Annotated in this window: 31 protein-coding genes; 16 read left to right on the top strand and 15 right to left on the bottom strand. The window is 60.6% G+C overall.

The window, feature by feature from the left end; genetic code table 11:
• The 9 genes from ABD653_RS08445 to ABD653_RS08405 form a co-directional block, all read right to left on the bottom strand.
• Positions 1-408: a phage tail tube protein gene (locus ABD653_RS08445; RefSeq protein WP_160778274.1), complete on the bottom strand. Its 408-nt coding sequence runs from the start codon at positions 406-408 to the stop codon at positions 1-3.
• Positions 409-426: 18 nt separating this feature from the next.
• Positions 427-819, bottom strand: a complete 393-nt coding sequence (gene gp17 / locus ABD653_RS08440) for a tail completion protein gp17 (protein WP_160778273.1) — start codon at positions 817-819, stop codon at positions 427-429.
• A gap of 158 nt (positions 820-977) precedes the next feature.
• Entirely contained in the window at positions 978-1,523 is a 546-nt protein-coding gene (locus tag ABD653_RS08435) for a head-tail connector protein (RefSeq protein WP_160778272.1), read from the bottom strand.
• 131 nt (positions 1,524-1,654) lie between these two features.
• Positions 1,655-2,803 carry a phage major capsid protein gene (locus ABD653_RS08430; RefSeq protein WP_160778271.1) on the bottom strand — a complete coding sequence of 383 codons (1,149 nt, stop codon included), beginning with the start codon at positions 2,801-2,803 and terminating at the stop codon, positions 1,655-1,657.
• Positions 2,804-2,861: 58 nt separating this feature from the next.
• Positions 2,862-3,251 (bottom strand): HK97 family phage prohead protease, encoded by a 390-nt coding sequence (locus tag ABD653_RS08425; protein ID WP_160778270.1) that lies wholly within the window; start codon positions 3,249-3,251, stop codon positions 2,862-2,864.
• On the bottom strand, positions 3,248-3,556 hold the full coding sequence (locus ABD653_RS08420; protein ID WP_160778269.1) for a DUF6127 family protein: 309 nt from the start codon (positions 3,554-3,556) through the stop codon (positions 3,248-3,250). The genes ABD653_RS08425 and ABD653_RS08420 overlap by 4 nt, the downstream gene beginning before the upstream one ends.
• On the bottom strand, positions 3,553-4,707 hold the full coding sequence (locus ABD653_RS08415; protein ID WP_160778268.1) for a phage portal protein: 1,155 nt from the start codon (positions 4,705-4,707) through the stop codon (positions 3,553-3,555). Before ABD653_RS08415 ends, ABD653_RS08420 begins: the two co-directional genes overlap by 4 nt.
• A gap of 58 nt (positions 4,708-4,765) precedes the next feature.
• Positions 4,766-6,094, bottom strand: coding sequence for a DNA-packaging protein (locus tag ABD653_RS08410; RefSeq protein WP_160778267.1), 1,329 nt, complete (start codon positions 6,092-6,094; stop codon positions 4,766-4,768).
• On the bottom strand, positions 6,091-6,567 hold the full coding sequence (locus ABD653_RS08405; protein WP_234032122.1) for a hypothetical protein: 477 nt from the start codon (positions 6,565-6,567) through the stop codon (positions 6,091-6,093). The genes ABD653_RS08410 and ABD653_RS08405 overlap by 4 nt, the downstream gene beginning before the upstream one ends.
• Before the next feature lie 222 nt (positions 6,568-6,789).
• Between ABD653_RS08405 and ABD653_RS08400 the strand changes: the two genes are divergently transcribed.
• Positions 6,790-7,437, top strand: a complete 648-nt coding sequence (locus ABD653_RS08400; RefSeq protein WP_234032121.1) for a YqaA family protein — start codon at positions 6,790-6,792, stop codon at positions 7,435-7,437.
• A gap of 11 nt (positions 7,438-7,448) precedes the next feature.
• Here the strand turns inward: ABD653_RS08400 and ABD653_RS08395 are convergent, their stop codons facing one another.
• Positions 7,449-8,039 carry a Crp/Fnr family transcriptional regulator gene (locus tag ABD653_RS08395; protein WP_160778265.1) on the bottom strand — a complete coding sequence of 197 codons (591 nt, stop codon included), beginning with the start codon at positions 8,037-8,039 and terminating at the stop codon, positions 7,449-7,451.
• A 139-nt stretch (positions 8,040-8,178) separates the two neighbouring features.
• On the opposite strand from ABD653_RS08395, the gene ABD653_RS08390 reads away from it, so the two are divergent.
• Positions 8,179-9,030, top strand: coding sequence for a sterol desaturase family protein (locus ABD653_RS08390; RefSeq protein WP_160778264.1), 852 nt, complete (start codon positions 8,179-8,181; stop codon positions 9,028-9,030).
• Positions 9,031-9,086: 56 nt separating this feature from the next.
• Here the strand turns inward: ABD653_RS08390 and spt are convergent, their stop codons facing one another.
• The 3 genes from spt to ABD653_RS08375 form a co-directional block, all read right to left on the bottom strand.
• Positions 9,087-10,337: a serine palmitoyltransferase gene (gene spt / locus ABD653_RS08385; RefSeq protein ID WP_160778263.1), complete on the bottom strand. Its 1,251-nt coding sequence runs from the start codon at positions 10,335-10,337 to the stop codon at positions 9,087-9,089.
• Positions 10,337-10,576, bottom strand: a complete 240-nt coding sequence (locus tag ABD653_RS08380) for an acyl carrier protein (RefSeq protein WP_160778262.1) — start codon at positions 10,574-10,576, stop codon at positions 10,337-10,339. Before ABD653_RS08380 ends, spt begins: the two co-directional genes overlap by 1 nt.
• Positions 10,577-10,691: 115 nt before the next feature.
• Positions 10,692-11,060, bottom strand: coding sequence for a response regulator (locus tag ABD653_RS08375; RefSeq protein WP_160778261.1), 369 nt, complete (start codon positions 11,058-11,060; stop codon positions 10,692-10,694).
• Between the two features lie 46 nt (positions 11,061-11,106).
• Between ABD653_RS08375 and ABD653_RS08370 the strand changes: the two genes are divergently transcribed.
• From ABD653_RS08370 to ABD653_RS08350, 5 genes are read left to right on the top strand one after another with little or no spacing between them, the layout of a single operon-like run.
• The gene (locus ABD653_RS08370) at positions 11,107-11,397 is read left to right on the top strand and encodes a DUF3572 domain-containing protein (RefSeq protein ID WP_160778260.1); all 291 of its coding nucleotides are present in this window, start codon (positions 11,107-11,109) and stop codon (positions 11,395-11,397) included.
• Complete coding sequence (locus ABD653_RS08365; protein ID WP_160778259.1) at positions 11,394-12,020, top strand: HAD family hydrolase; 627 nt, start codon at positions 11,394-11,396, stop codon at positions 12,018-12,020. Before ABD653_RS08370 ends, ABD653_RS08365 begins: the two co-directional genes overlap by 4 nt.
• Complete coding sequence (locus ABD653_RS08360) at positions 12,017-12,478, top strand: RidA family protein (protein WP_160778258.1); 462 nt, start codon at positions 12,017-12,019, stop codon at positions 12,476-12,478. Before ABD653_RS08365 ends, ABD653_RS08360 begins: the two co-directional genes overlap by 4 nt.
• Entirely contained in the window at positions 12,471-13,199 is a 729-nt protein-coding gene (locus tag ABD653_RS08355) for a glycerophosphodiester phosphodiesterase family protein (protein WP_325065360.1), read from the top strand. Before ABD653_RS08360 ends, ABD653_RS08355 begins: the two co-directional genes overlap by 8 nt.
• The gene (locus ABD653_RS08350; protein WP_160778256.1) at positions 13,196-14,347 is read left to right on the top strand and encodes a GNAT family N-acetyltransferase; all 1,152 of its coding nucleotides are present in this window, start codon (positions 13,196-13,198) and stop codon (positions 14,345-14,347) included. The genes ABD653_RS08355 and ABD653_RS08350 overlap by 4 nt, the downstream gene beginning before the upstream one ends.
• On the opposite strand, the gene ABD653_RS08345 is transcribed toward ABD653_RS08350, so the two are convergent.
• Positions 14,348-14,674 carry an SEL1-like repeat protein gene (locus tag ABD653_RS08345; RefSeq protein ID WP_160778255.1) on the bottom strand — a complete coding sequence of 109 codons (327 nt, stop codon included), beginning with the start codon at positions 14,672-14,674 and terminating at the stop codon, positions 14,348-14,350. It lies immediately after the preceding gene.
• A gap of 300 nt (positions 14,675-14,974) precedes the next feature.
• Between ABD653_RS08345 and dksA the strand changes: the two genes are divergently transcribed.
• The 8 genes from dksA to ABD653_RS08305 all read left to right on the top strand — a co-directional run bounded on the left by dksA (position 14,975) and on the right by ABD653_RS08305 (position 21,040).
• Complete coding sequence (gene dksA, locus ABD653_RS08340) at positions 14,975-15,433, top strand: RNA polymerase-binding protein DksA (protein WP_160778254.1); 459 nt, start codon at positions 14,975-14,977, stop codon at positions 15,431-15,433.
• 135 nt (positions 15,434-15,568) lie between these two features.
• Positions 15,569-15,943, top strand: a complete 375-nt coding sequence (locus tag ABD653_RS08335; protein WP_160778253.1) for a PilZ domain-containing protein — start codon at positions 15,569-15,571, stop codon at positions 15,941-15,943.
• Positions 15,944-15,987: 44 nt separating this feature from the next.
• Positions 15,988-17,454 carry an ABC transporter substrate-binding protein gene (locus tag ABD653_RS08330; protein ID WP_160778252.1) on the top strand — a complete coding sequence of 489 codons (1,467 nt, stop codon included), beginning with the start codon at positions 15,988-15,990 and terminating at the stop codon, positions 17,452-17,454.
• 17 nt (positions 17,455-17,471) lie between these two features.
• Entirely contained in the window at positions 17,472-17,888 is a 417-nt protein-coding gene (locus ABD653_RS08325; RefSeq protein WP_160778251.1) for a DUF4112 domain-containing protein, read from the top strand.
• A 60-nt stretch (positions 17,889-17,948) separates the two neighbouring features.
• Positions 17,949-18,740: a tryptophan 2,3-dioxygenase gene (locus ABD653_RS08320; protein WP_160778250.1), complete on the top strand. Its 792-nt coding sequence runs from the start codon at positions 17,949-17,951 to the stop codon at positions 18,738-18,740.
• Positions 18,737-19,384: an arylformamidase gene (gene kynB, locus ABD653_RS08315; protein WP_160778249.1), complete on the top strand. Its 648-nt coding sequence runs from the start codon at positions 18,737-18,739 to the stop codon at positions 19,382-19,384. The genes ABD653_RS08320 and kynB overlap by 4 nt, the downstream gene beginning before the upstream one ends.
• Positions 19,377-20,594, top strand: coding sequence for a kynureninase (gene kynU, locus ABD653_RS08310; RefSeq protein ID WP_160778248.1), 1,218 nt, complete (start codon positions 19,377-19,379; stop codon positions 20,592-20,594). Before kynB ends, kynU begins: the two co-directional genes overlap by 8 nt.
• Positions 20,591-21,040, top strand: coding sequence for a GFA family protein (locus ABD653_RS08305; protein WP_160778247.1), 450 nt, complete (start codon positions 20,591-20,593; stop codon positions 21,038-21,040). The genes kynU and ABD653_RS08305 overlap by 4 nt, the downstream gene beginning before the upstream one ends.
• A 2-nt stretch (positions 21,041-21,042) precedes the next feature.
• On the opposite strand, the gene ABD653_RS08300 is transcribed toward ABD653_RS08305, so the two are convergent.
• The gene (locus ABD653_RS08300) at positions 21,043-21,636 is read right to left on the bottom strand and encodes an HNH endonuclease (protein WP_199801175.1); all 594 of its coding nucleotides are present in this window, start codon (positions 21,634-21,636) and stop codon (positions 21,043-21,045) included.
• A gap of 151 nt (positions 21,637-21,787) precedes the next feature.
• Here ABD653_RS08300 and gluQRS point away from each other — a divergent pair, with 151 nt between their 5' ends.
• The gene (gluQRS, locus tag ABD653_RS08295; protein ID WP_160778245.1) at positions 21,788-22,618 is read left to right on the top strand and encodes a tRNA glutamyl-Q(34) synthetase GluQRS; all 831 of its coding nucleotides are present in this window, start codon (positions 21,788-21,790) and stop codon (positions 22,616-22,618) included.
• Positions 22,619-22,625 lie beyond the last annotated feature (7 nt).

Genomic DNA, 22,625 nt, shown 5'->3' with positions numbered 1-22,625 from the left:
TCACGCGGTCACCACGGCGCCCGAGCTTTCCAACTGGAGCGTGTAATTGCGTTCACCATTGAAATCGCCGGCATAGTCGAGGCGCTGAACCAGGAAGCGCCCACGCAATTTCGCACCGTCCTCGAAAGACAGTTCGTAGTCGTCGATGGTACCGGCCAAGGCGTGCGTCTGAACGCGGTTTTCGGCGCTACTCCCTAGGAAAATACCCGCAGCGCTGACACTGACCGAACGGGTTCCAGCCCCTGACAAGAGGTCGCGCCATCCGCCGGATTCCTTGTGCGTCACAACCACGGGGTCGCCATTGATCGACATCTGGGTCGTGCGAAGGCCGGCGACTGTCTCGTAGGCAGGCGGCTGGGCACCGCCCCCGATCTTGAGGAGGAAGGCGGAGCCATTCTGTGCGGTCATTATGTGTCCTTTCGCGTGTCAGGTGGCAGCCAGCAGGCGGAACCGGAATTCCATCAGCGTGGCGCGAATATTGTTTGTGCGGCGCTCGGTCCGGGCCCGCAGGAAGCGATTGCTGACGACGCGCAAGCCGCCTTGCTGGGATGGTAGAGAAGCAACTCTGGCCTCGATGGTGGCGACCAGCGCCGTTGCCGTCGCTGGATCATCGTCGCGGGTGTTGAGCTCCAGCGCGACCCGCACCTCGCGGCCCTGGCGGTCCTTCGTGCCCCATTCAGTTGATGCGCTGGACACGAGTTCAAGCCAGGGCAGAGTTGATCGTGACGTCCCTCTCTCGTCGATCAGGTTCAGCGTGTTGATCGGATAGGGGGCGCTCCGCAGCCATTCGAGAAGGGCGATGCGCAATTGATTTTCCATCGGTCAGTCTCCCTGGAAGAACGGCCACAGCAATGAGGGTGATCGCCATTTCCACTGCGGATGCTTGCGCGCAGCATGTCGGGCGAGCGACAGCTTGCGTGCCTTGGCAGTCAAGGATTGAACCAGTTGCGCCCGCGATGGCGTGGTTTCGGCGTGGATCATGCGATCCGCATGCGTCGCCAGGGGCGCCATAATGCAGCCACTGCAGCGGGCGGTGTGGGGTCGGCACCGCTTTCCCGGCTTCGATAATGATGCGCCGCCAGTCGCAAGATCCCGTGCCGCAAGCCGTCGGGGAGCTCCTCCCAGTCGTCAGCGAGTCCGGCTTCGAACTGGACGGCGATCCGGCCGGCGGCGCTGGCCTTCAACAGCCGGACCAATCCGCGGCTGTCGGGATCGAGATCGATGTCATAGTCCTCGATCGCAAAGGTGATACGGGAACCTTCGGCAGGAATGCCTTCCACCGCGAGAATGGCTCTGACCGGGCAAGTATGGAGCCCTTGCCAGTTGCGGCTTGCAGGCAGGGTTTCCTCGACGGTCGCGGCAAGCGGCATGGTGCCGGTGAAAGCCTCGCACGTTTCCAAGGCCGATCGCAGCAGCGCCTCCAGCGATGCGTCGTCGTTCGATGTACTGATGGCGAGCCAGTGCTTCAGCTCTGCCAGGGGTGCGCCGCCAAGGATGGCAGGCGCGACGATAGCCCGTTTCATGGCGGTCTCCCGAGGAAATGGTCTGATGAGGGTGCGCCCGCGCCGTTCGCGGGGGAGAGGGGTTCGCGCAGCGGCGCGGGCGCGGGTGCCAGCGGGGGAGAAGGGGGCTCAACCCCGCCGGGAACGGGAGGTTAGAGCTCGATCTTGAGCAATTTGATCGCGTTGCTGTCGAGCACCTGTCCTCCGATCCGCTTGGTCGCGTAGAAATGGACGAAGGGCTTGTTGGTGAACGGATCCCGCAAGACCTGAGTCGCCGTGCGTTCGGCGATCAAATAGCCGTGCCGGAAGTTTCCGAATGCGACCGGGAAAGCGCCGGTGGCGACGTCGGGCATGTCTTCCGCCTCGATCACTGGATAGCCCAGAAGGCGGTCCGGCTGACCTTCGACCATCCCCGGCTGCCACAAGAATGCGCCATCGGCAGTCTTGAGTTTGCGAACTTCGGCAAGCGTCGCCGAATTCATCACGAAGCTCGCACCCTGGCGATGCCCGGCCTTCATCGTGTGGACCAGGTCGATTAGCTTGCCCTCCGGGCTGGACCCGAAGCCGGTATCGTCGCCGCTGCCAACATATTGAAGCGAGCCGAAAGCCCGTGCATCATCCGCAGCGACTGATGTCGGGACCTGCAGGAAACCTTCGGGTTGATCGATGCCGCTGCCATTGACGAAGGCTGCGCCCTCGGCGCGGGCAAACTCCATCGCGATCTCGCTTGCCAGCCAGCTTTCGAGGTCAAAACCTGCATCGTCGAGCATCGCCTGGCTCGCTGCCGGATTGGCATAAAGTTCGCCGGTCGGAGGGGCGATCTCGCTGAATTGGGGCGTGTCCGTCTCGGGCCTCGCAGCCGTCTCGGAGACCCACCCGCTCGCGGTGCCACCGGTGGAGACGAGCTTGCGATATCCGGCGCTGCCCGTCTGCACGACCTGGGCAATGGCGCGGATCGGGCTGATCTCGGTCAATTCGCGAGCGATCATCGCGTCGATTTCGCGCGGCACGGCATAGCCGCCATCGGCAGCAGCGGCGCCGGATACGGATTTGACCTCAGCGGTCGATCCGTTGCGCAGATAGCCATCGACGAAGCCTTTCACTTCGGCAGCATCGGCCGATGCGCCGGAGATCGAGGGCCGTGCAGCAGCCCGGCCGATCTTGTCGACCCGCGCCTTGACCTCGTCGACGTCGGAACGAAGCGCCTTGATGTCGGCTTCGGACTGATCCTGACGGGCAACAATATCGAAGCTTTCGTCCATTGCGTCGGCCGGCACAGTTTCGGGGGTTGGAGTATCCATGGGCAGTTCACCTTTCAGCAGGGGGCTTGGTGGGGGGAGGGACAAGAAACGGGGTGGGTTACGAGACGAAGTGGACCCGGGCTGCGTGTTGCAGTGGATGGGTCACCAAGCTGATTTCGAACAAGTCGATCTCTTCGAGCAGGCGCCCGCGCGCAGTTTTGCGGTAGCGGCGGGCCCGGTATCCGAAGCTGAGGCCACTGACAGACCTGGCGCGCAGCATCGCAGCGGCTTGACTGGTCGCGTTGTCGAGCACGGCGACGACGCGAAGGCCGCGATCATCTTCGCCCATATGCTCGATGCTTCCAATTCGCTGGTCGGGGCGATGTTGCCAGAACAGCGGGAGCGGCCCCTCGTGGACCGCTAGAGTTCGGGCAAAGGCTCCGGGGATGATGATGTCGTTCGCTGCATCAGGCGTGCCGAACACAGCGGCATATCCGGCCAATCTCATTTGAGCAGGGCCGGGACATTGAGGCGATAGGCGATGCCGATCAGAAGGAGAGCGAGAAGTCCGCGCACGAACCACTCCAGTGCAGCCTTCCAGGCGCTGGCTTTGGCATCACGCCACGCCTGCAGGAGCTCGCGCAATTCGTCGATATCATCCTGCGCATTCTCGTCGGAGAGGCCGAGACGGTTGAGCACCCGTTCGGCGCCCATCTCGCTTGATTCCTCGACCATCGCCCGCAAAGTCACGAGATCGCCACCTTCATGCGTGGCCTGCGCGATCAGCCGGGCCAACATGTCTTCGCGCGTCATGTGGTGCTCCCTTCCGCTGGCAGGCCCAGCATTTCCCGCTTTTCGGCATCGGTCAGGAAGGAAGCCTCACTGACTTGCGACCACAATCGCTCACGATCTTCGGACAAGGCCGGGATGCGATCGAGATCCACAGCCAGCGCGGTGTTGTTGAACCAGGGCGACAGGCCGTCGGTCAGTCCGCCCAGGATCTTCGCTGCCAATGGCAACAAGGTAAGGCGCCACAAGGCGCGGTTCGCTTCGCGATAATTGGCGTATGTGTTGTCACCCGGCAGGCCCAGCAGCATCGGCGGGACCCCGAATGCGAGTGCTATGTCGCGCGCGGCAGCCTCCTTGAGGGTGGCGAAGTCCATGTCTGCCGGGCTCATCGCCATCGATTGCCAACTCAGCCCACCTTCCAGCAGCATGGGCCGCCCTGCATTGGGCTTGCCGGAGAAAGCCTGCTCCAGCTCTGCCTTGAGTCGGTCGAACTGATCGCTGGAGAGCCCGCCGCTATCGTCGGTCGCATGGATCAAGGCGCCGGAGGGCCGGGCTGAATTCGCGAGCAGGGCCCGGTTCCATTCGCTGGCAGCGTTGTGGATCGCGACCGCTTGTCGCGCAGCGGACAGGCACCCCGCACCATAATGGTCGTCACCGGGATGCAGGCTCTTCAAATGAATGATGTTGGGCCAGCCGCCATCGTCCTCCAGTGGGATGGTAAGGGTGCGATCGGCCAGGCGATAGGCATAGGCGCTCGGCCAACCGTCATCCCCGGGCACAACCGAGACCCGCTCGGGCCGCAAGGCATAGAGCTCGATCGGTCTGCCGCTAGCGTCCTTGGCAATCTGGCAATAGGCATTGCCATGTAGCAGCAGATGCAGCGCGAGCGTTTCGACCAGCGATTGCCCCGCGCTCGGGGCGATCAAGAGGGCGGCCAGCTTCGGATCGCTTTGCGCCAGCGGCGCGCTGCCGACTCCCTCGGCAACAATCCGCACAGCGCGCTGCGCCACCGGATTCTCGACGAAAGCCTCACGCAGAGACGCGCCATAGTCGAACGGCCTGCGCGCACTGCCTTCGAATGCAGTTGCCCAAGGCGAGACAAAGCCGCGCGCAACAGGCACGCGGCTGCCGCCCCCACCCTTGAAGGCGGAGGTCAGGGAGGAGAGGAATGACATTGGCTACCTTTCGTCAGTCACCAGAAACCCCTGCTCGCAAGAGCAGGGGCAGTGACGATCAAATATTGATCACTCGGGGTTCGCTGGACCTTCCCAGCATCAATTCACTCAGCGCCCACACCAGCGCATCGGCCCGGTCGGGGCTCCGGCCGGGGCCCTCATATCCGCCGCCTGCCATCAGGCCGCACAGCTCATCTTCCAGCTTTGCGAACAAGCCTGCGTGTTGCACCCGGCCCGCTTCATAAAGCGCGGCGACCGGTTCCGCCCGTGCGGCCTTGCCGCGGCTGGCATGGACCAGTTTCACCGGCAGCGCGATATCGGCTGCCCGCAAGACGCTGCCCACCATCGCGCCGCCCTGGTTCGCCTCGGCCACAATACGGTCGGCTTGCCAAATCTGTGCGGCGGAGGCGACGGCCCTGGCCCAGCGCTCCGGACTGGCCTTTTCGACCGAGCAATCGGCCAGAACACGCCCTGTGCCATTGGGCAGCAGCGCCGCAACGACAATTCCGCAGGCATCGCCGCTGGCTGAGGCAGGGGGATCAACACCTATAACTATGCGGGTCATGGCAGTCGCGCCGCTCTCGGTACGGCACCGCTCCAGCAGGTCCCGGCTCCACAAGGCGCCTTCGACTTCGTCGATCATCTCGCCACCCAGTTCCTGCCTGCCGAGCAACGTCTGCCCATACTCGCGCTCCATCGCGAGCAGAAACGCCTTCGGCAAGTTCAGCGCATTGGCTGCGCTTGCTCCCCCGGTCGTCACGGTATCGTTGCTTTCCAGCAGCCGACGGATCAACGCAGTATTGCGCGGTGTCGTGGTGGCCACCACGCGCTGATCCGAGCCCAGCCGCAGACCCAGCGTCAGATTGTCCCAGCACCGGTTGGCCCGATCATGAGCAGCATTCCACTTGCCGATCTCGTCGCACCAGGCGTGGCTGTGTTGCGGCCCGCGCAGTGATTCCGGCTCTGCCGCCGAATAGAGATGCGCTTGCGCTCCGTTGGGCCAGCGCAGCCGGTGCAGCGAAGGTTCGAAATCCGGCCGCTCTTGCGGGGCACAGCAGGCGATCAGCCCGCTCTCGCCTTCAACCATGACACTGCGCACTTCGCCCAGCGAGGCCCCGACCAATGCGATCCGGGCACTCGGATCCCCTTCGGCAATGGAGCGGATATATTCCGCCCCGGCACGGGTCTTGCCGAAGCCGCGGCCGCCCATCACCATCCAAACCCGCCAGGCCCCGGCAGGGGGGCTTTGCCCGTCATGGGCGAACAGGCGAAAATGATCGTCCCAGTACCGGGCGGCATCATTGGCATCCCGGCGGTCCAGCCCGGTTGCGATCTGCTGGCGCTCCTTCGCCGTGGTCTGCAACAGAAAGGCAAACTCGTCCGTCATTGCGCAGGGGTTCCCAAATCGTCCGCGGACTGCCGGGCGATCACGCGCTGGCGCAGCTCTTCCAGCTTCATATCGATGATGGCGCGCGCTGCCCGGGCATCGAGGTTGCGGCGCTGGCCATGTTCGCGCGACATGGTGTCGCGGTGCAGGGCGAGCAGGCGCAGTGCCGCGCCATTATCGAATTTGGGTCCGTCTTTCGCTTCGCCGTCACGCAGCCGGGCCAGCAGTTCCATCTCCAGATGTTCGTATCCCTCGACAACGGCGGCATGCCATTGCCGTTCGAAGTCGGGTTCCTCGCGCCGGATTTTGTAGGCCCGGCCGGGGTTGATGCCGGCTTCGCGGGCTGCTGCGGTGACATTGGACGTTTCCGCCAGCTTGTCGAGAAAGAGGGTGCGCCAGTGGCGGTTGAGTTTATTGGTTTCGCCTGCCCTGAGCGCCGGATTGATTTTGGTGCGTGTACGCGATCGTGCCACTTGCCTGCTCATCCCGTCTTGCAGCGATCCATCAACGCAAACAGGCGGCGCTGCGTGGTGCAGGGCCGCCTGATTTCGAATCGGTATTTCGCGATGTTCCGCTTCTCTAACCAAAGAGCGTGACGATGTCAAACTCAAAGTTCCAAATAGGTTAATTATGCTAGAACTTGCGTGTCTTGGCGGTGTGCCCTAATCGGCGCCAAACCGGAGAGATTTCCCACCATGATGAAGCCGCTGCGCAGCCTTTACGACTGGACGATGGAAAAGGCCGCGCATCCGCATGCGGTGTGGTGGCTGGCTTTTTTCTGCTTTGTCGAATCGAGCTTCTTCCCGATCCCGCCGCACCCACTGCTGGGCCTTATGTGTCTGGCGGAACCGAAGAAGGCGATCCGCTTTGCGATCGTTGCAACCTTGTCGTCCGTGGCGGGCGCTTTGCTTGGCTATGCGATCGGCTGGGGTGTGTACGATACGATTGGCAAGCAGCTGATCGATCTGCTTGGATTGACCCAGAGCTTCCCCGTCGCAGCATGTTATTTGCGTGAATATGATGTCGAGGCGATTCTGGTCGCAGGCGCGACGCCTGTTCCCTTCAAATTGCTGACCATCACGGCCGGCTTTATCGAGATGGCACTGTTGCCCTTCATTCTAGCCAGCCTCGCCGCCAGAGCGCTTATCTTTATGACGGTCGGTATCCTGTTCCGGGTTTTCGGTGCACCGATCAAACGGGTGATCGACAAATATCTCGGTACCGTAACCACCGTCTTTATCTTGCTGGTTGTCGGTGGCTTCATTGCACTCACCCAGTTTTCGAGCAGTGACGATGAAATCGCCGACAAATGCGAGAGCGCGACCGAGGTGCAAGCCAGCTAGGCGTTCGAGCCTCAGCTAAGGGCCGCGAGTTCCAGCTCGTCAGGATGGACGAGCTCGATCTTTCCGTAGCCGCGTTTCAGCCAACCGGCATGTTCAAGATCGCGCAGCGCTGCGCTAACAGTCGCCCTTGTCAGGCCCAACAGCTCGGCAAGCTCCTGCTGCGAAATCGTAATTGTCATTGAGCCCATCTGCCCTCCTGACAATGCGCCGAGCATCCCGGCCACCCGGCCTTTCGCCGAGCCGCTCCTGATCCCGGCCATGACATCCAGCGTTTCCTGCAGCTGGGCGGACAATGCCCCCAAGAGCGTGCGCATGGCTGCAGGTCTTTCGGCCAGAATTGTTTCAAATGCGGCCGCGCGCACAAAATGGACGACGCTCCCGGTCCGCGCGATGGCGTCAACGACCCGTGGTCGACCTGCGAACATCGCTAACTCGCCCCAGGAATCACCTGGCCCCAGCAATGCTACGGCGCGGAACTCTCCGTCTGCATGGAAGAATCCGACGGCCACGCTGCCCTTTGCGATCACCCAGAATCCATCGGCGTGATCGCCCCTCTGTTGCAGGAGTTGCTCCTTGCCATATTTGCGAGAGGGGGATGCCATGAGCAGAGATGCCTGCAGGTCCTCCGGCAACGCGGAAAACAGCATCGGCGCAGAAGTCGATCGCGCATTCAAATGTAAATTATTTGACATTTCTCTTGTTGACTAAGGCCTATGCCTCGCCAGGTCAAAGGAGAGGGCCATGCCAAACTACGCAATTGCTATTCTGGTAATCTATCTGGGATTCGGGGTGCTTGAGTTGTGGCGCTCCAACCTCTTTGCAAAGGCTGAACAGACGCGGGATGATGGCATCGTCGAAGCTGTCAGCATGGCCATGTTGCTCGTGATTACCCAGCCGGCCATCCTGTTTGTTTCCGCCAGCCTCGCCGGACTTGTCGCCCCGCAATTCGCCGGCGCGCTCACTGATCTCAATATCTTCGCCGCGATAGCGCTCTTTCTGATTTTCGATGACATGACCCAATATTGGTGGCACCGGGCCAGCCACAGTTTTGCATGGCTCTACAATCTGCATCGCGCCCATCACAATGCCCGCTACATGTCCATGCGGCTCGTCTACCGTAACAACCTGTTCTATTACATGATGATGCCCGGTCTGTGGTTCGCGGGGATCCTGCTCTATCTCGGGTTGGGCTGGGTCTATGCTGGCTATATCATCGTCAAGATGACGGTCATCATCGGGGCCCATTCCGACGTCGCCTGGGACAAGCCTCTATATGCCATCAAATGGCTGTCACCCGTGATGTGGGTGGTCGAACGGGTAATCTCGACTCCTGCCACGCATCACGCCCATCATGGCCGCCATGCCGAAGATCCGGGCACCCACTACAAGGGCAATTACGGCAATCTGCTGTTTTTCTGGGATGTTCTGTTCGGCACTGCAAAGATCACCCGGACGTTCCCCGAAAGCTACGGGGTAGAAAACCTCGCTCCGGCAACGCTTGGCCAGCAATTGATGTGGCCTGTGTTCCCGGAGAACAAGGATAATGGTCCCGCAATAGAGGTCGCTGGCGACACTACCTCAACAGCTGCTTAGCCGCCGCGCTGCGATGGTGTGGTAGTGTCATGTTCGGATTGGGCGCATGCCCCGACCTAGATGATTCCAACGGCCTTTCCAGCACGTTCGAACATGCCCAGGATGGTGCGCACCTCCTCCTCGCTATGCTCTGCACAAAGCGAGCAGCGCAGTAAGGTCATATTCGCCGGCGTCGCTGGCGGTCGTGCGAGATTGACGTAGAGGCCCTCTTTGAGGAGCGCCTCCCACATTGCCGCACCCTGCTCCAGGTCGGGCATGATCACGGCAATGATCGCGCTTTCGGGCTCGTCGGTCCCGAGCTCAAAGCCAAGCTGCCGCAAACCGCCATGCAGATTCCTGGAATTCTCCCACAAATGTGCCCGCTTGTTGGAACCATGCATCAGCTTGCGGATGCTGGTTGCTGCCGTTGCTACAACACTGGGTGGCAGTGAGGCAGTGAAGACATAGGGACGGCACACCAGGCGCATGATTTCGAATTTTGGGTGGTTGGAGACGCAGAACCCGCCAACCGTGCCGACGCTCTTGGAAAACGTCCCGATGATGAAATCGCAATCGTCGATGATCCCGGCATCTTCGCACACGCCGCGCCCGTTCTCGCCAATGAAGCCCATCGAATGCGCTTCGTCGACCAGCACCATCGCGCCATGTTCCTTGGCAATGCGGACCATTTCCTTGAGCGGGGCGACATCACCGAGCATCGAATAGACACCTTCGAGGATAACCAGCTTGCCCGCGCCCTCGGGCACGCGTTTGAGCCGCTTTTCCATTGCCACGACGTCGTTATGCTTGAACGGCACAACCTCGGCATTGCCCATCGCACAGCCATCCCAGATGCTGGCATGGCTATCAATGTCGAGGATGATGTAATCGCCCTTTCCGGCGATCGTCGAAATGATTCCGAGGTTGGCCAGATAGCCTGTCGAGAAGACCATCGCATGGTCCATATCGTAAAATTCGCGCAGCGCGTCTTCGCACTCTTTGTGACCTTGGTACGTTCCATTGAGAACGCGGCTTCCGGTCGTGCCCGTGCCGTAGTCACGCAGCGCCTGTTCGCCCGCCTCGATCACCTCTGGATCGAAGGTCATACCCATATAGTTGTAGGTGCCGAGCAGGATCGTTTCGCGACCGTTGCAAATCGCTTTGGTTGGCGAAAGGACCTTTTCCATCACCAGGCTGAACGGATCCTCGACCCCGCTCGCGAGGAGTCCTTCGCGCATCTGGATGATGTCGTCGAACTTGCTGAACAGATCGACCTCTCCGCCCTGTTGCTCGACAGGCTGGTCCGGCTGGGAAATACCTTCGCTCATCAGTCGGCCTGCTTCGCCACTGCGTCGACCAGCTGGCCGTAATTCTCGATCTCGGCCTGTTGGTTCATGCTGATGATGATATCGAATTCGTCTTCGATCTCGGCAACGAAATCCATCACAGTTAGGCTGTCGAACTCCAGATCATTCTGGAATGTCGTAGCCTCGCCGATATCGACCCCCTTCTTGTTGAAGGGCTCGATCAAAGAACGGATGCGGGTGTCGACGTGGGCGCGATCCATAGAAGCGGTTCCTTTTCAATGCGGCGCATTCTGCAAATACGCCGAAAACTCTGACGCGGGGAAAGCGGGTTTCGCGGCTGATTGTCAAGCGTGCCGAAAGGCCGGGGCCGACGCGCTATTCGCCAATCAAGGCATTCACCGCAGCCATGAAGGGGCCAATCGAAACCGGCTTGGAAAGATAGTCGGCAGCGCCCGCATCCCGGATCCGCTCCTCATCGCCCTTGCCGGCATAGGCTGTCACCGCCAACACCGGGATGGTGACCAGTGTTGCATCCTTCTTCATCGCCGTGATCAGATCGACGCCTGAAATATTCGGCAACTGGATATCCATGATCACCAGATCGGGCGCAAAGTCCTGCGCTGCCCCGATAACTTTGCTGCCATCATCGCATGGCAGCACCTCGTGGCCTTTCGCGCGCAAAACGTCGCAGAACAATTTCCGGTTTAGGTCGTTATCCTCGACAACCAGTATTCTCTTTGCCACTGGGGCCGCTCCTTTTCGAATGCCGCCCTAGGCCAGCTATGGAGCCTTGCCAATTATCCGTTCGCCCCAATCCCCCGAGCATCAATCGTCAGACCCCGATGCACTGGCGCTGGGCGCACTAGGCTGGGTTCTCACCGATGATTCGCGGGCAGAGCGGCTCTTGTCGCTGACTGGATTGACCCCAGATATCTTGCGAGAACGGCTAACGGATCGCACGGTGCTTGCTGCGGTGCTGGATTTCCTGGCGAACCATGAACCCGATTTGTTGCTTGCGGCGGATGCCCTCGAGGTTGAACCGCAGGCCCTCCTTTCTGCACGAGAGCACCTGACCAGATGAGCCGACCCCTTGTAATCTCCGATTGTGACGAAGTGCTGCTGCACATGGTCAGCCCGTTTCGTGAATGGCTCGATACGTCTCACGGCGTCAGCTTCAACCTGGCGGGCAATGACTTCGCGAATGCGCTGCGCTGGAAAGACAGCAACGAGGTTCTGGAACAGAAGGATATCTGGAAGTTCCTGAATATGTTCTTCGATACCGAGATGGATAGCCAGAACCCGATCAAAGGTGCGGTCGAAGCGATTGGGACGATTGCCGAGCAAGCCGATGTCGTGATCCTGACGAACCTGCTGGATGAGCGCAGAGCAAAGCGGGCCGAGCAGCTCGGCAAGTTTGGCATTCATGCGCCGGTCTATACTAACCAGGGGCCAAAGGGTCCGGCGCTGGCCGCGATCCTCGAAGAACGTCAGCCTAGCAGCGCTATCTTCATCGACGATCTCGCCCAGCACCACGGTTCGGCCAAAGATGTCGTGCCGCATATCACGCGCCTGCATTTGTGCGGCGAGCCCGCCATCGCTCCCCATATCACCTGTGGCGAAAAGGCCGGACATGCCCACGCCCGGATTGACGAGTGGGAGCATGCGTTGCCGTGGATACTTGAACAATTGGAGGAGGACGTATGAGCATCGAAGCACGCCTGGAAGAACTTGGCATCGTTCTGCCAGAAGCAGCCGCTCCGGTGGCGAGTTACGTCCCCGTCGTGGTCCATGGCGGCTTCGCCCACCTTTCGGGCCAATTGCCCTTTATCGATGGCAAGCTGGTGAAGGGTCGTCTGGGCGAGGACGTTTCGCTCGAACAAGGTGTCGCTGCTGCGAGAGCCTGCGGCCTGATGATCATCGCACAGCTTAAGAATGCTCTAATCCCGCTCGACGGGGTAGAGCGCGTGGTCAAGCTGGGCGCATTCGTCAATTCCACCGCCGATTTCACCGACCAGCCCAAGGTCGCCAATGGCGCCTCCGAACTGATGTTCGACGTATTCGGCGAAAAGGGCCGCCATGCGCGCAGTGCGGTGGGGGTTCCGACGCTGCCGCTGGGTGTTGCAGTCGAAATTGACGCGATTGTTGCGCTCGCGGGTGAGTAACCGTTCCGCTCCCGACTGGCTGACGCGCTGGGAATACGCCCATCGCGGCCTGCACGGTGACGGAGCAATCGAAAACTCGCTGGAGGCCGCTCGACGCGCCATCGATGCCGGAATGGGCATCGAATGCGACATCCAGCGCAGCCTCGACGATTGTCCGATGGTCTTCCACGATTGGGATCTGCTCAGGCTGACGGGCGAGCAAGGGCCAACGGATGGCCGGACGGCGGCAGAGCTCAAGCCGTTGCGCTATCTTGATAGCGACGAGGGGCCTGTCAGCTTGGCGGACTTGCTGGACCTCGTCGGCGGCCGCGTGCCGCTCCTGATCGAATTGAAATCGAAACGCGGCTATGATGTCGAACGCACCTGCCAACGGGTACGTGAGGAATTGGCCAGCTATCATGGTGATCATGCGGTGATGAGCTTTGATCCGCGAGTTTCCCGCTGGTTCCGCCGCCATGCGCCCGGCACCCCAAGCGGGCTGGTGATGCGCGAAGATGAGCATGGCTACACCCAGAAGCATTGGCAACGGCGCCTCGCCCTGATGATCGCGAAGCCCGATTTCCTTGCCTATCACATTCTCGCGCTGCCCAGCGAATGGGTGGCTGGCTTGCGCGCAAAGGGACTTCCCGTGCTGACTTGGACGGTTAATTCGCCGGAGTTGCGCAGCCAGGCTCTGGCCCATTGCGACGCGCTTGTCAGCGAAGCTGAAGGGCTAGGATGAGCGAGACAGAATTCTCGGCGCGCATTCTCGGCGGAGTACGCGATGTGGATGCGGCGGTCTGGGATGCGCTGGCGGGTGACGGGAATCCCTTTATGAGCCATGCTTTCCTGACCGCGATGGAGGATTCCGGAAGCGTCGGCCCGGGCACCGGATGGCAAAGCGCGCCGATCGTGATCGAGGGGGATGGCGGCATCCCGCTAGCGGCGATGCCTGCCTATCTCAAAGGTCACAGCCAGGGCGAATATGTGTTCGACCACAGCTGGGCAGACGCATTTCAGCGGGCAGGTGGAAGCTACTACCCCAAGCTCCAAATCGCTGCGCCGTTCACCCCAGCCAGCGGGCCCAGGCTGCTACTGGCTGACGAGGGGCTGGGCGTTCCGCTGTTGCGCGCCGCCGAGCAACTATGTGCGCAGAATTCCCTATCATCGGCCCACGCCACTTTCATTGATCCGACTCAACTGCCGTTCTTCGAAGAGGCTGGCTGGCTGTTGCGAAGCGACCTGCAATTCCACTGGGAGAACCGCGGTTATACCTGCTTCGACGATTTCCTCGCGCAGCTGGCGAGCCGCAAGCGTAGAGCGCTGCGCAAAGAGCGCGCCAAGGCACAGGCACACGTTGATATCCGCCACATCAGCGGCGCTGATCTGACCGAAAACCATTGGGATGCGTTTTGGGTATTCTATCAGGATACCGGCGCCCGGAAATGGGGCACGCCCTATCTGACGCGGGAGGCCTTTTCATTACTGGGGCAGCGCATGGCTGACCGCCTGTTGCTGATTATGGCCTATCGCGATGATGAGCCTGTGGCCGGAGCGCTAAACGTGATTGGGGGTGATGCCCTTTATGGCCGCTATTGGGGGTGCAACGAGAATATCCCGTTCCTGCATTTTGAGCTGTGCTATTATCAGGCCATTGATGCTGCGATTGCACGCGGGCTGGCCCGGGTCGAGGCGGGTGCGCAAGGCGGACATAAGCTGGCCCGGGGCTATGAACCGGCCAAGACGTGGTCCGCACACTGGATTGCTGATCCCGGCTTTCGCGAAGCCGTGGCAGATTTTCTGGAACGCGAGCGCGAAGGCGTCTCTGTCGACCAGGTCTATCTCGACAAGCGGACCCCTTTCAGACGGGGGTCCCAAGAGGCGTCTTGATCAGGCGACTTTGCGTTCAGCTGCGAGCCAGTCACGGGCGCGACGTTGAGCTTCGGCGATTTCGCGCGCTGTCATTTCGTCGGCAATATCGGCCCGGCACCAGGACGCTTCTTCATGGCCACGCGAGGCTGCGAGATTGAACCATTTGTGCGCTTCGATGAGGTCGTACTCGGCGCCATGGCTGCCGGTGGAATAGATCACGCCCAGATCATAAAGAGCGATTGTCTCTCCCGCTGCGGCTGCTGCCAGGCATTGGGCAACGACGAAACTGATGTCGGCGCTTGTTCCGGCAATCGGTTGGCCGCCTTCGATGGGTGTAAGTTGCATTTGGTATCCCCCCTTTAGTCGCTGACGGTGTCCCCGCCTGCTGTTCGAAGAGTTCAAGACCTTTATGGTAAAAACTTGGTTAACCATGGACCGAGAAAATCCTCGACACGGATCATTCCTGCGTCTGTTCGGCAGCGCTTAAGGTGCAGGCTGGCAAAGCATGCACAGCCTGCGCATTGGCGCTTGTGCGCTATGTAGGTGATGCCTATAGGCGCGCTCAGATTGGTTTGTCGGTGCTATCGAGAATTCGAAGCAGCAGGATGGGCAGACTGATGGGGCAAGCTGGTTGAGAGGACGCAGATGGTCGCTTCGGCGCGAGACGATAATGACATCCTGAAACGGGCGAAAGATGCGCTCGATGCCGACTATGTGCCGCATGATGACGAGCCATATATGAACGAGCAGCAGCAGAACTATTTTCGCATGCTGCTGGTCGAGTGGAAGCGTTCGATCCACCTGGCTGCCGATACAACTCTACAATCGCTGCAAGACGGGCCGATCCGCGAGCCGGACTTGAATGACAGGGCTTCCAGCGAGACCGACTGGAGCATCGAGCTCCGCACCCGCGACCGCCAGCGCAAGCTTATCTCGAAGATTGATTCGGCCCTGCGCCGGATCGACGAGGGAGAATACGGCTATTGCGAAGTGACCGGCGACCCGATCGGATTGAAGCGATTGGTGGCGCGTCCCGTCGCAACCATGACGGTTGAGGCCCAAGAAGCGCATGAACGTCGCGAGAAAATTTCCCGCGACGACTGATACTTGCGTGTGTCTCGGGACCGAGTCCCAACAAGCTTAAAGCTTCATTAGGCTAATCCGGTGTATCGCTGTTGCGGTTGAAGCTCACCTGACTTTTTGGGTGACGCGAAGATTGAACAAGGATTGCGTAGCTCCATGTCTGCCGTCGATACGCGCAATATTTCCCGGGACAGCATGTTCCTGATGGCCGAAGTACGCCTTGAAGGCGCCGATTCCGGCGACCGGATCAAGGTTCGCAATTTATCTGCCGGCGGGATGATGGCCGAAGGGGGCGCCAAGGTACTGCGCGGGTCCCGACTTTCGGTTGACTTACGTAATATCGGATGGGTCGATGGCCATGTGGCATGGGTCCAGGACAATCGGTTTGGTATCGCCTTCGACAACGAAGTTGATCCCGCACTTGCTCGTGCTCCTGCAACCAATCCGGATGAAGCCTCGGCCCCGCGCTATATGCGCACTTCTGGATACCAGACCGGCCAGGTCGACAAATCTTCGCTCCGCAAAATCTGATCCTTTTCGCTGACCATTTCGGTGATCACTGCTAGGCAGGGCCAATGCGTCGTGCCGTTGCCTTTACATTGTCAGCTTGTATCCTGCTTGCCGGGTGCAATTCGCGCGCCGATGACGGGACGGTATCGATAGCCGTGATTGGCGAACAAGGCGCGCTGTTCGATAGTGATATGCGGCTGGCTTATGCTGGCCAATTAACTCGCGAAGCGACCACCGAAGGGCTGGTTTCCATCGATGCCCAAGGCGAGGTCGTCCCTGCGATTGCAGAACGCTGGATTGTCACTGACGACGGTTTGAGCTTCATTTTCCGCCTGCGCGGGTCCGATTGGACCAATGGCGAACCAATCACGGCGAACTCAGTACGCCAGGCCCTTCTGCGCAATATCAGGGACTTGCGTGGCACATCGCTTGGCCTGGATCTCGCCAAGATTGACGAAATCCGCGCGATGACCGCGCGCGTGATAGAAATCCGGCTGAAGAGCCCGATGCCGGAGTTCCTGCAATTGCTTTCGCAACCCGAACTTGGCCTGCGCCGCGTTGGCAGCGGTGTCGGGCCATTCACACTCGAGCGTGAGGGAGAGGCGGCGCTTCTGACAGCGGTTCCTCCACAAGCGAGAGGTCTACCAGAGCAGCCGGATTGGGCCGATCAGGTTCTGGCCGTTCGTGTGCGGGCGATGGCGGCACCTGCCGCAGTCGAAGCCTTCAGCAACGGCGAAGTGGAAGCGGTGGTCAATGGCCGGATCAGCTCGCTCCCGCTCGCTGATACTGGGCCACTCTCGCGCGGTACCGTGCGGCTTGATGCTGCGCTGGGCGTATTCGGATTGTCATTTTCGAATGCGCGTGGATTGTTGGCCAGTGCTGAGCGGCGCGAAGCGCTCTCAATGGCGATTGATCGCTCGACCCTGCTTCAACCGTTCAACGTCGCCGGCTGGATCCCGACAACGCGGATTGTGTCACCTGCCTTGCCCGGCGCGCCAAGCTTGCTGGCCGAGCGATGGTTCGGCCAGTCTCTTGATCAAAGGCGCGCCACCGCTGCCAGCCGCATCAACGCCTGGACTGCAAGCGGGGGCAGCAACACTTTGCAGATCCTCCTGCCGGAAGGGCCGGGCTCCGACATCCTGCTGTCCGAGCTTGCAGACGATTTTTCGGTCATCGGTGTAACGCTCGAACGGGCAGAGAATGCCGAAGCTGCCGATCTCGTCCTGGTCGATCGGTTAGCTCGGTATGCCTCCCCGCGCTGGTTCCTGAACCAGTTCAATTGCGACTTGTCGCAACCGCTGTGCTCACCTGATGCCGATGTGCTCATCGATCAATCGCTTGATGCCGCGACGGTGGGAGAAGCCACGACCCTGCTGGCCGAAGCGGAGGGGGCATTGACAGCTGCCGAAGCTTTCATCCCCCTTGGCGCGCCGATTCGCTGGTCGCTCGTCCGGGGCGGACTGGACGGCTTCTCGGAGAACCAATGGGCCCGCCACCCCTTGTTTCCGTTCGCAATAGCCCCCATATCTTAATAAAAGGGAGCGTTAAGATGAACGAAGAGCCGCGTTTGCAGGCGATGGGGCTTGAAATGCCGACGGGTACGGACCCGGTTTCTATCCGCCGCAGGATCGAAGCAATGGAACTGCTGCTGGAGCGAAGCTTCAAAGTGCCCGGCACCAAGATACCGGTCGGGCTCGATTCCATCATTGGCCTCGTACCTGTTGTGGGGGACATCATTGCTGCTGCGATGGGGGCTTATATCGTGTGGGAAGGGCGCAATCTTGGCCTGCCGAAGTGGAAACTGGCACGGATGGCTGGCAATATCGCAATCGATACTGCGGTCGGCGCCGTCCCGGTCGTGGGCGACGCGCTCGACTTCATCTATCGCTCCAACACTAAAAATCTGCGCATCGTCAAGAAGCACCTCGACAAGCATCATCCGGCGGCGCGCACGATTACCCAGTGACCGGCCGGGTTCGTGTCTGCCTAGTTTCGTTCGCAACCAATGCGCGCTAGGGCTGCGCCCATGGCAAGCGATGTAACCTATTCTTCGTACCTTGATCTCGGCAGTATCCTGTCGGCCCAGCACCCTTCTTCAGACGCCCATGACGAGATGCTCTTCATCATCGTCCACCAGGCTAGCGAGCTGTGGCTCAAGCTCTGCCTGCATGAACTGGTCGAGGCGCGAAGGTGCATCCGGATCGACACTTTACGCCCGGCATTCAAGATGCTCAGTCGTGTCGCGCGTGCACAGACCCAGCTCATACAGAGCTGGGATGTGCTGAGCACCATGACCCCGCATGACTACTCGCAAATACGCCCACATCTGGGCCGCTCCAGCGGTTTCCAGTCTGCGCAATACCGGTTGATGGAATTCCTGCTCGGCGGGCGCAATCCCGACATGGTCACCATGCATGAGGCTACGCCCGACGTGGCTGCGCAGCTGCGCGCTGAGCTGGACAAGCCCAGCCTTTACGATGAAGCGGTGCGCTTGCTGCAACGCCGTGGCTTTGCCATTCCCGACGCCATTCTGGAGCGCAAGTTGAACACGGTATGGGAGCGTTCCGACGACGTCGAGGCGGCCTGGGCCGAAATATACCGCGATCCGGAAAGCCACTGGGACTTGTACGAGCTGGCCGAAAAGCTGGTTGATCTGGAATACCATTTCCAGCGCTGGCGCTTCGGTCATTTGAAAACGGTCGAGCGGATCATCGGGTTCAAACGCGGCACTGGCGGCACACAAGGTGTGCCCTATCTTGAGGGCGTCCTGAAACAGGCTTTCTTCCCGGAATTGCTCAGCGTGAGGACGGCGATATGAGCTCGTGGCAATCCTCCCGCAGGATCTGGGACATTTCGCAGACATTGCGCCCCGGATTGCCTGTCTGGCCGGGCGATACCGACTTCAAGTTCGAACGGAGCTGGAAAATGGAGGATGGCTCCCCCGTCAATGTCGGGCGGATGACGATGAGCACACATTCGGGCACGCATGGTGACTCGCCGCTGCACTATTCGCAGGACGGGCTGGATGCGGCCAGCATGGAGCTTGATCCCTATCTGGGCGAATGCCTGGTCATCGATGCCCGCGCAGTTGCTGGTGCGGTGAGTGTCGCTGACTTGCCGCATCTCGATAGCGTTGATCGCGTGCTGTTCCGCACGTTTGAGAGTTTTCCGCACGATGACTGGCGCAGCGATTTCACGCCGCTGGCGGCAGATATGATCGAATGGCTTGCGTTGCAGGGCGTCAAACTGGTTGGAACGGATGCGCCATCGGTCGATCCGCAGGATAGCAAGACGATGGATGCGCATAAGGCAGTCCTGAAACACGATATGCGTATCCTCGAAGGGCTGGTGCTCGATGATGTTCCGGCAGGCCGCTACGAATTGATCGCGCTTCCACTCAAGATTGCTGGCGGTGACGCTGGCCTGTGCCGCGCGATCCTGCGGGAGTTGGCCGATGCTTGACCAGGCGCGCGCGCTGGATGCGTCAGACCCGCTGGCCGAATATCGCGACCGTTTCGATCTTCCCGATGGTGTGATCTATCTCGACGGCAATTCGCTCGGGGCCCTGCCTAAGGCAACGACTGAACGCCTGCAGCAAGTGATGCGGGAAGAGTGGGGCACGGACCTGATCCGGAGCTGGAATTCCGCCGACTGGATCCATCTCCCCCAGCGGGTCGGCGGCAAGATCGCGCCTCTGATCGGAGCGCAGCCGCATGAGGTGATCGTGGCGGATAGCGTTTCGGTCAACCTGTTCAAGTTGATCAGCGCGGCGTTGAAAATGCAATCCGGGCGCAGGGTGATCCTGAGCGAGCCGGGCAATTTCCCCACCGATCTTTACATGATCCAGGGGCTGGAGGGGCAGGGTCTCGCCACCCAACGGCTGGCGGAACGCAATGCAATAGTCGAAGCGCTGGATGGCGACGTGGCGCTGCTGCTCTTGACCCATGTGCATTACAAGTCCGGCGCGATTTTCGACATGGCCGCGCTGACCAAGGCCGCGCACGATGTGGGCGCTTTGGTGCTGTGGGACCTGTCGCATACCGGCGGCGCGTTACCGGTCGATTTGAACGGATGCGACGCCGATTTCGCGGTCGGCTGCGGCTACAAATATCTGAATGGCGGCCCGGGTGCGCCCGCCTATGCGTTCGTCGCCGAGCGGCATCATGACGCGATCGACCAACCCCTATCGGGCTGGATGGGGCATGCTGCGCCGTTTGAATTCTCCGACGACTATAGTCCGGCTCCGGGGGTTGACCGTTTGCTGTGCGGCACTGCGCCGATCCTGTCGGTTAGCGCGCTGGAAGTTGGCGTGGACCTGATAGCTGAAATCGGCGTGCATCGGCTCTGGGCCAAATCTCGCGCACTCAGCGAATTTTTCCTCGAGTGTCTGGCCGAAGCAGGCGTCGATCTCCCGCTTGTCAGCCCGGAAGAGCCGATGAAGCGCGGCAGCCAGCTCTCCTTCCGCCACGAAGAAGCCTACGCCCTGTGCCAGGCCCTGATCGCCCGCGGGATCATCGGTGATTTCCGCGCGCCGGATATCCTGCGACTGGGCTTTGCGCCGGCCTATCTGCGCTTCGAAGACATGGCGCGCACGGCGGAGGAATTGGCGGATATTCTGGCGAAAAGTGCGTGGGATACGCCTGAGTTCAAACATAGAGCGGCTGTGACATGAGCCACGACGCACAGAGTCACGGTTCATGCCTGTGCGGCGGAGTGAAGGTGACCCTTCCCAAGAAACTTACCGATGTCGGCGTCTGCCACTGCGACATGTGCAGGCGCTGGACGAGCGGACCCTGGATGGCGTTGCAATGTCCCAACGCAACTATCGAGGGCGAAACTCTGACGATCTTCAAATCATCTAGCTTCGCTGAGAGAGGGTTTTGCCGGGCGTGTGGAAGCGCGATCTTTCATCGACCAATCGGCGGACAGGAGCTGGCGATATCCGCTGGCCTGTTCGATCAGTCGGACTTTGTTATCGAGCGGGAAATCTTCTTTGAACGCAAGCCGCCATACTACCGCTTCGAAGCCGAGAGTGAGAAGAAAACAAGCTTAGCGCTGGCGTTCGAATGGGGTCCGAAACTGCTCTGGCGCCAACTGAAGCGGATCGCCGGAAGGTAGCCTCAGGCCTCCAGCTCGATGTCCCAATAGAGCCAGTCCCGCCATGTCTCGTGCAGGTAGTTCGGCGGGAATTGCTTGCCGTATTGTTGCAGCTGCCAATGCGTCGGACGGATCGGTTCGCACTGAAGCTGCATATGCGCCTCCTTCGGCGTCCGGCCGCCTTTCTTCATGTTGCATGGCGCGCAGGCGGTGGCGATGTTCTCCCATGTGGTACGTCCGCCAGCACGGCGCGGGATGACATGGTCGAAGGTCAGGCTCTTGTCGCTGCCGCAATACTGGCACACGAAGCGGTCACGCAGGAACAGGTTGAACCGGGTGAAGGCTGGAAACTCGCTCGGCTTCACATATTGCCGCAGCGCAATCACACTGGGAATCTTCATATCGAGATTGGGCGAGTGAACCTCGCGATCATAGCTCTCGATAATATCGACCCGGTCGAGGAACACCGCCTTGATCGCGGTCTGCCACGGCCACAGACTGAGCGGGTAGTAGGATAGTGGGGTGTAATCCGCGTTGAGCACCAGGGCAGGGCACGCCTGCAAGCTGCGCGTTGGATCTTCCTCGGCACCTCTGAAGCGCGCCGCCTTCTCGATCAGTTCGGCCTTGAACACGTGTTACGGTCCTCCGATTTGGCGCAAGAGAATCATTTGCACGGGAAAGCGTCAACCCCATTTCAAACAGGCTTGCCCCGCTTTTCGTCGCCGGCATTTGGTCCGGCACACGTTTTCGCTATGGCTCTTTGCACCCATGATCGTCACGCGCTTCGCCCCCAGCCCCAATGGCCCCTTGCACTGGGGCCATGCCTATTCGGCGATCATCGCGCATGATCTGGCGGCGGAGCAGGGTGGGCGCTTCCTCCTGCGGATTGAAGATATTGATGGCCCGCGCAGTCGGCCCGATTTGCCCGACGCATTTCGCCGTGACCTCGAATGGCTCGGGCTGGAGTGGGATGAGGTGCCTGCCCAATCGGCACGGCTGGAAAGCTATGCCGGTGCGGCGGAAAGCCTGCGCGAACGTGGCCTGCTCTACCCGTGCACGTGCACCCGCAAGGACATCGAAGCTGCAGGCGCGAAGCCGGGGCCGGAGGGGTTGGTGTATCCCGGCACTTGCAAGGGCAAAGACGTAGACCTCTCTCAGCCAGCAGCGCTGCGGCTGGATGTGGAGCAAGCGCTGGCCGAGGTTGGAGCGCTGATGTGGCAAGACTCGCTGGCAGGGGAGCAAACCGCCGAGCCGCACGCGTTGGGTGATGTTGTGCTGGTGCGCAAGGATCTGCCTGCCAGCTATCACCTGGCCGCTACATTGGACGATGCCGCGGATAGGGTAACACTGGTAACGCGCGGACAGGACCTGTTTGCCGCGACCCATATCCACCGCCTGTTGCAGGAACTTCTCGGCCTGCCCGTGCCCGGCTGGCACCATCACGGGCTATTATTGGACGGGGCTGGCAAGAAGCTCGCCAAAACACGCGGATCGAAGGCGCTTGCAGATTATCGCAAAGCGGGCGAGAATAGTCGCGATTGGGCGGACAGGCTGCGCATGGACCATTGGCCATGTGGCATCTCGCTCGGGAGTACCTAGATATTTG

It is taken from the genome of Parerythrobacter jejuensis (genome assembly GCF_039536765.1).
Lineage (GTDB): Bacteria > Pseudomonadota > Alphaproteobacteria > Sphingomonadales > Sphingomonadaceae > Parerythrobacter > Parerythrobacter jejuensis.
The sequence above is the reverse complement of the archived record's forward strand: the minus strand, read 5'-3'. Positions and strand labels throughout refer to the sequence as shown.

Excerpts from the sequence above, each read along its gene's own strand:
- ABD653_RS08305 (WP_160778247.1), top strand. The coding sequence starts at position 20,591 with ATGAGCCACGACGCACAGAGTCACGGTTCATGCCTGTGCGGCGGAGTG.
- ABD653_RS08400 (WP_234032121.1), top strand. The coding sequence starts at position 6,790 with ATGATGAAGCCGCTGCGCAGCCTTTACGACTGGACGATGGAAAAGGCC.
- spt (WP_160778263.1), bottom strand. The coding sequence starts at position 10,337 with ATGAGCGAAGGTATTTCCCAGCCGGACCAGCCTGTCGAGCAACAGGGC.
- dksA (WP_160778254.1), top strand. The coding sequence starts at position 14,975 with ATGGTCGCTTCGGCGCGAGACGATAATGACATCCTGAAACGGGCGAAA.
- ABD653_RS08345 (WP_160778255.1), bottom strand. The coding sequence starts at position 14,674 with ATGCAACTTACACCCATCGAAGGCGGCCAACCGATTGCCGGAACAAGC.
- ABD653_RS08425 (WP_160778270.1), bottom strand. The coding sequence starts at position 3,251 with ATGAGATTGGCCGGATATGCCGCTGTGTTCGGCACGCCTGATGCAGCG.
- gluQRS (WP_160778245.1), top strand. The coding sequence starts at position 21,788 with ATGATCGTCACGCGCTTCGCCCCCAGCCCCAATGGCCCCTTGCACTGG.
- ABD653_RS08365 (WP_160778259.1), top strand. The coding sequence starts at position 11,394 with ATGAGCCGACCCCTTGTAATCTCCGATTGTGACGAAGTGCTGCTGCAC.
- gp17 (WP_160778273.1), bottom strand. The coding sequence starts at position 819 with ATGGAAAATCAATTGCGCATCGCCCTTCTCGAATGGCTGCGGAGCGCC.
- ABD653_RS08395 (WP_160778265.1), bottom strand. The coding sequence starts at position 8,039 with ATGGCATCCCCCTCTCGCAAATATGGCAAGGAGCAACTCCTGCAACAG.
- ABD653_RS08435 (WP_160778272.1), bottom strand. The coding sequence starts at position 1,523 with ATGAAACGGGCTATCGTCGCGCCTGCCATCCTTGGCGGCGCACCCCTG.
- ABD653_RS08430 (WP_160778271.1), bottom strand. The coding sequence starts at position 2,803 with ATGGATACTCCAACCCCCGAAACTGTGCCGGCCGACGCAATGGACGAA.
- ABD653_RS08445 (WP_160778274.1), bottom strand. The coding sequence starts at position 408 with ATGACCGCACAGAATGGCTCCGCCTTCCTCCTCAAGATCGGGGGCGGT.
- ABD653_RS08390 (WP_160778264.1), top strand. The coding sequence starts at position 8,179 with ATGCCAAACTACGCAATTGCTATTCTGGTAATCTATCTGGGATTCGGG.
- ABD653_RS08415 (WP_160778268.1), bottom strand. The coding sequence starts at position 4,707 with ATGTCATTCCTCTCCTCCCTGACCTCCGCCTTCAAGGGTGGGGGCGGC.
- ABD653_RS08420 (WP_160778269.1), bottom strand. The coding sequence starts at position 3,556 with ATGACGCGCGAAGACATGTTGGCCCGGCTGATCGCGCAGGCCACGCAT.
- ABD653_RS08325 (WP_160778251.1), top strand. The coding sequence starts at position 17,472 with ATGAACGAAGAGCCGCGTTTGCAGGCGATGGGGCTTGAAATGCCGACG.
- ABD653_RS08380 (WP_160778262.1), bottom strand. The coding sequence starts at position 10,576 with ATGGATCGCGCCCACGTCGACACCCGCATCCGTTCTTTGATCGAGCCC.
- ABD653_RS08350 (WP_160778256.1), top strand. The coding sequence starts at position 13,196 with ATGAGCGAGACAGAATTCTCGGCGCGCATTCTCGGCGGAGTACGCGAT.
- ABD653_RS08320 (WP_160778250.1), top strand. The coding sequence starts at position 17,949 with ATGGCAAGCGATGTAACCTATTCTTCGTACCTTGATCTCGGCAGTATC.
- ABD653_RS08410 (WP_160778267.1), bottom strand. The coding sequence starts at position 6,094 with ATGACGGACGAGTTTGCCTTTCTGTTGCAGACCACGGCGAAGGAGCGC.
- kynU (WP_160778248.1), top strand. The coding sequence starts at position 19,377 with ATGCTTGACCAGGCGCGCGCGCTGGATGCGTCAGACCCGCTGGCCGAA.
- ABD653_RS08330 (WP_160778252.1), top strand. The coding sequence starts at position 15,988 with ATGCGTCGTGCCGTTGCCTTTACATTGTCAGCTTGTATCCTGCTTGCC.
- ABD653_RS08335 (WP_160778253.1), top strand. The coding sequence starts at position 15,569 with ATGTCTGCCGTCGATACGCGCAATATTTCCCGGGACAGCATGTTCCTG.
- ABD653_RS08360 (WP_160778258.1), top strand. The coding sequence starts at position 12,017 with ATGAGCATCGAAGCACGCCTGGAAGAACTTGGCATCGTTCTGCCAGAA.
- kynB (WP_160778249.1), top strand. The coding sequence starts at position 18,737 with ATGAGCTCGTGGCAATCCTCCCGCAGGATCTGGGACATTTCGCAGACA.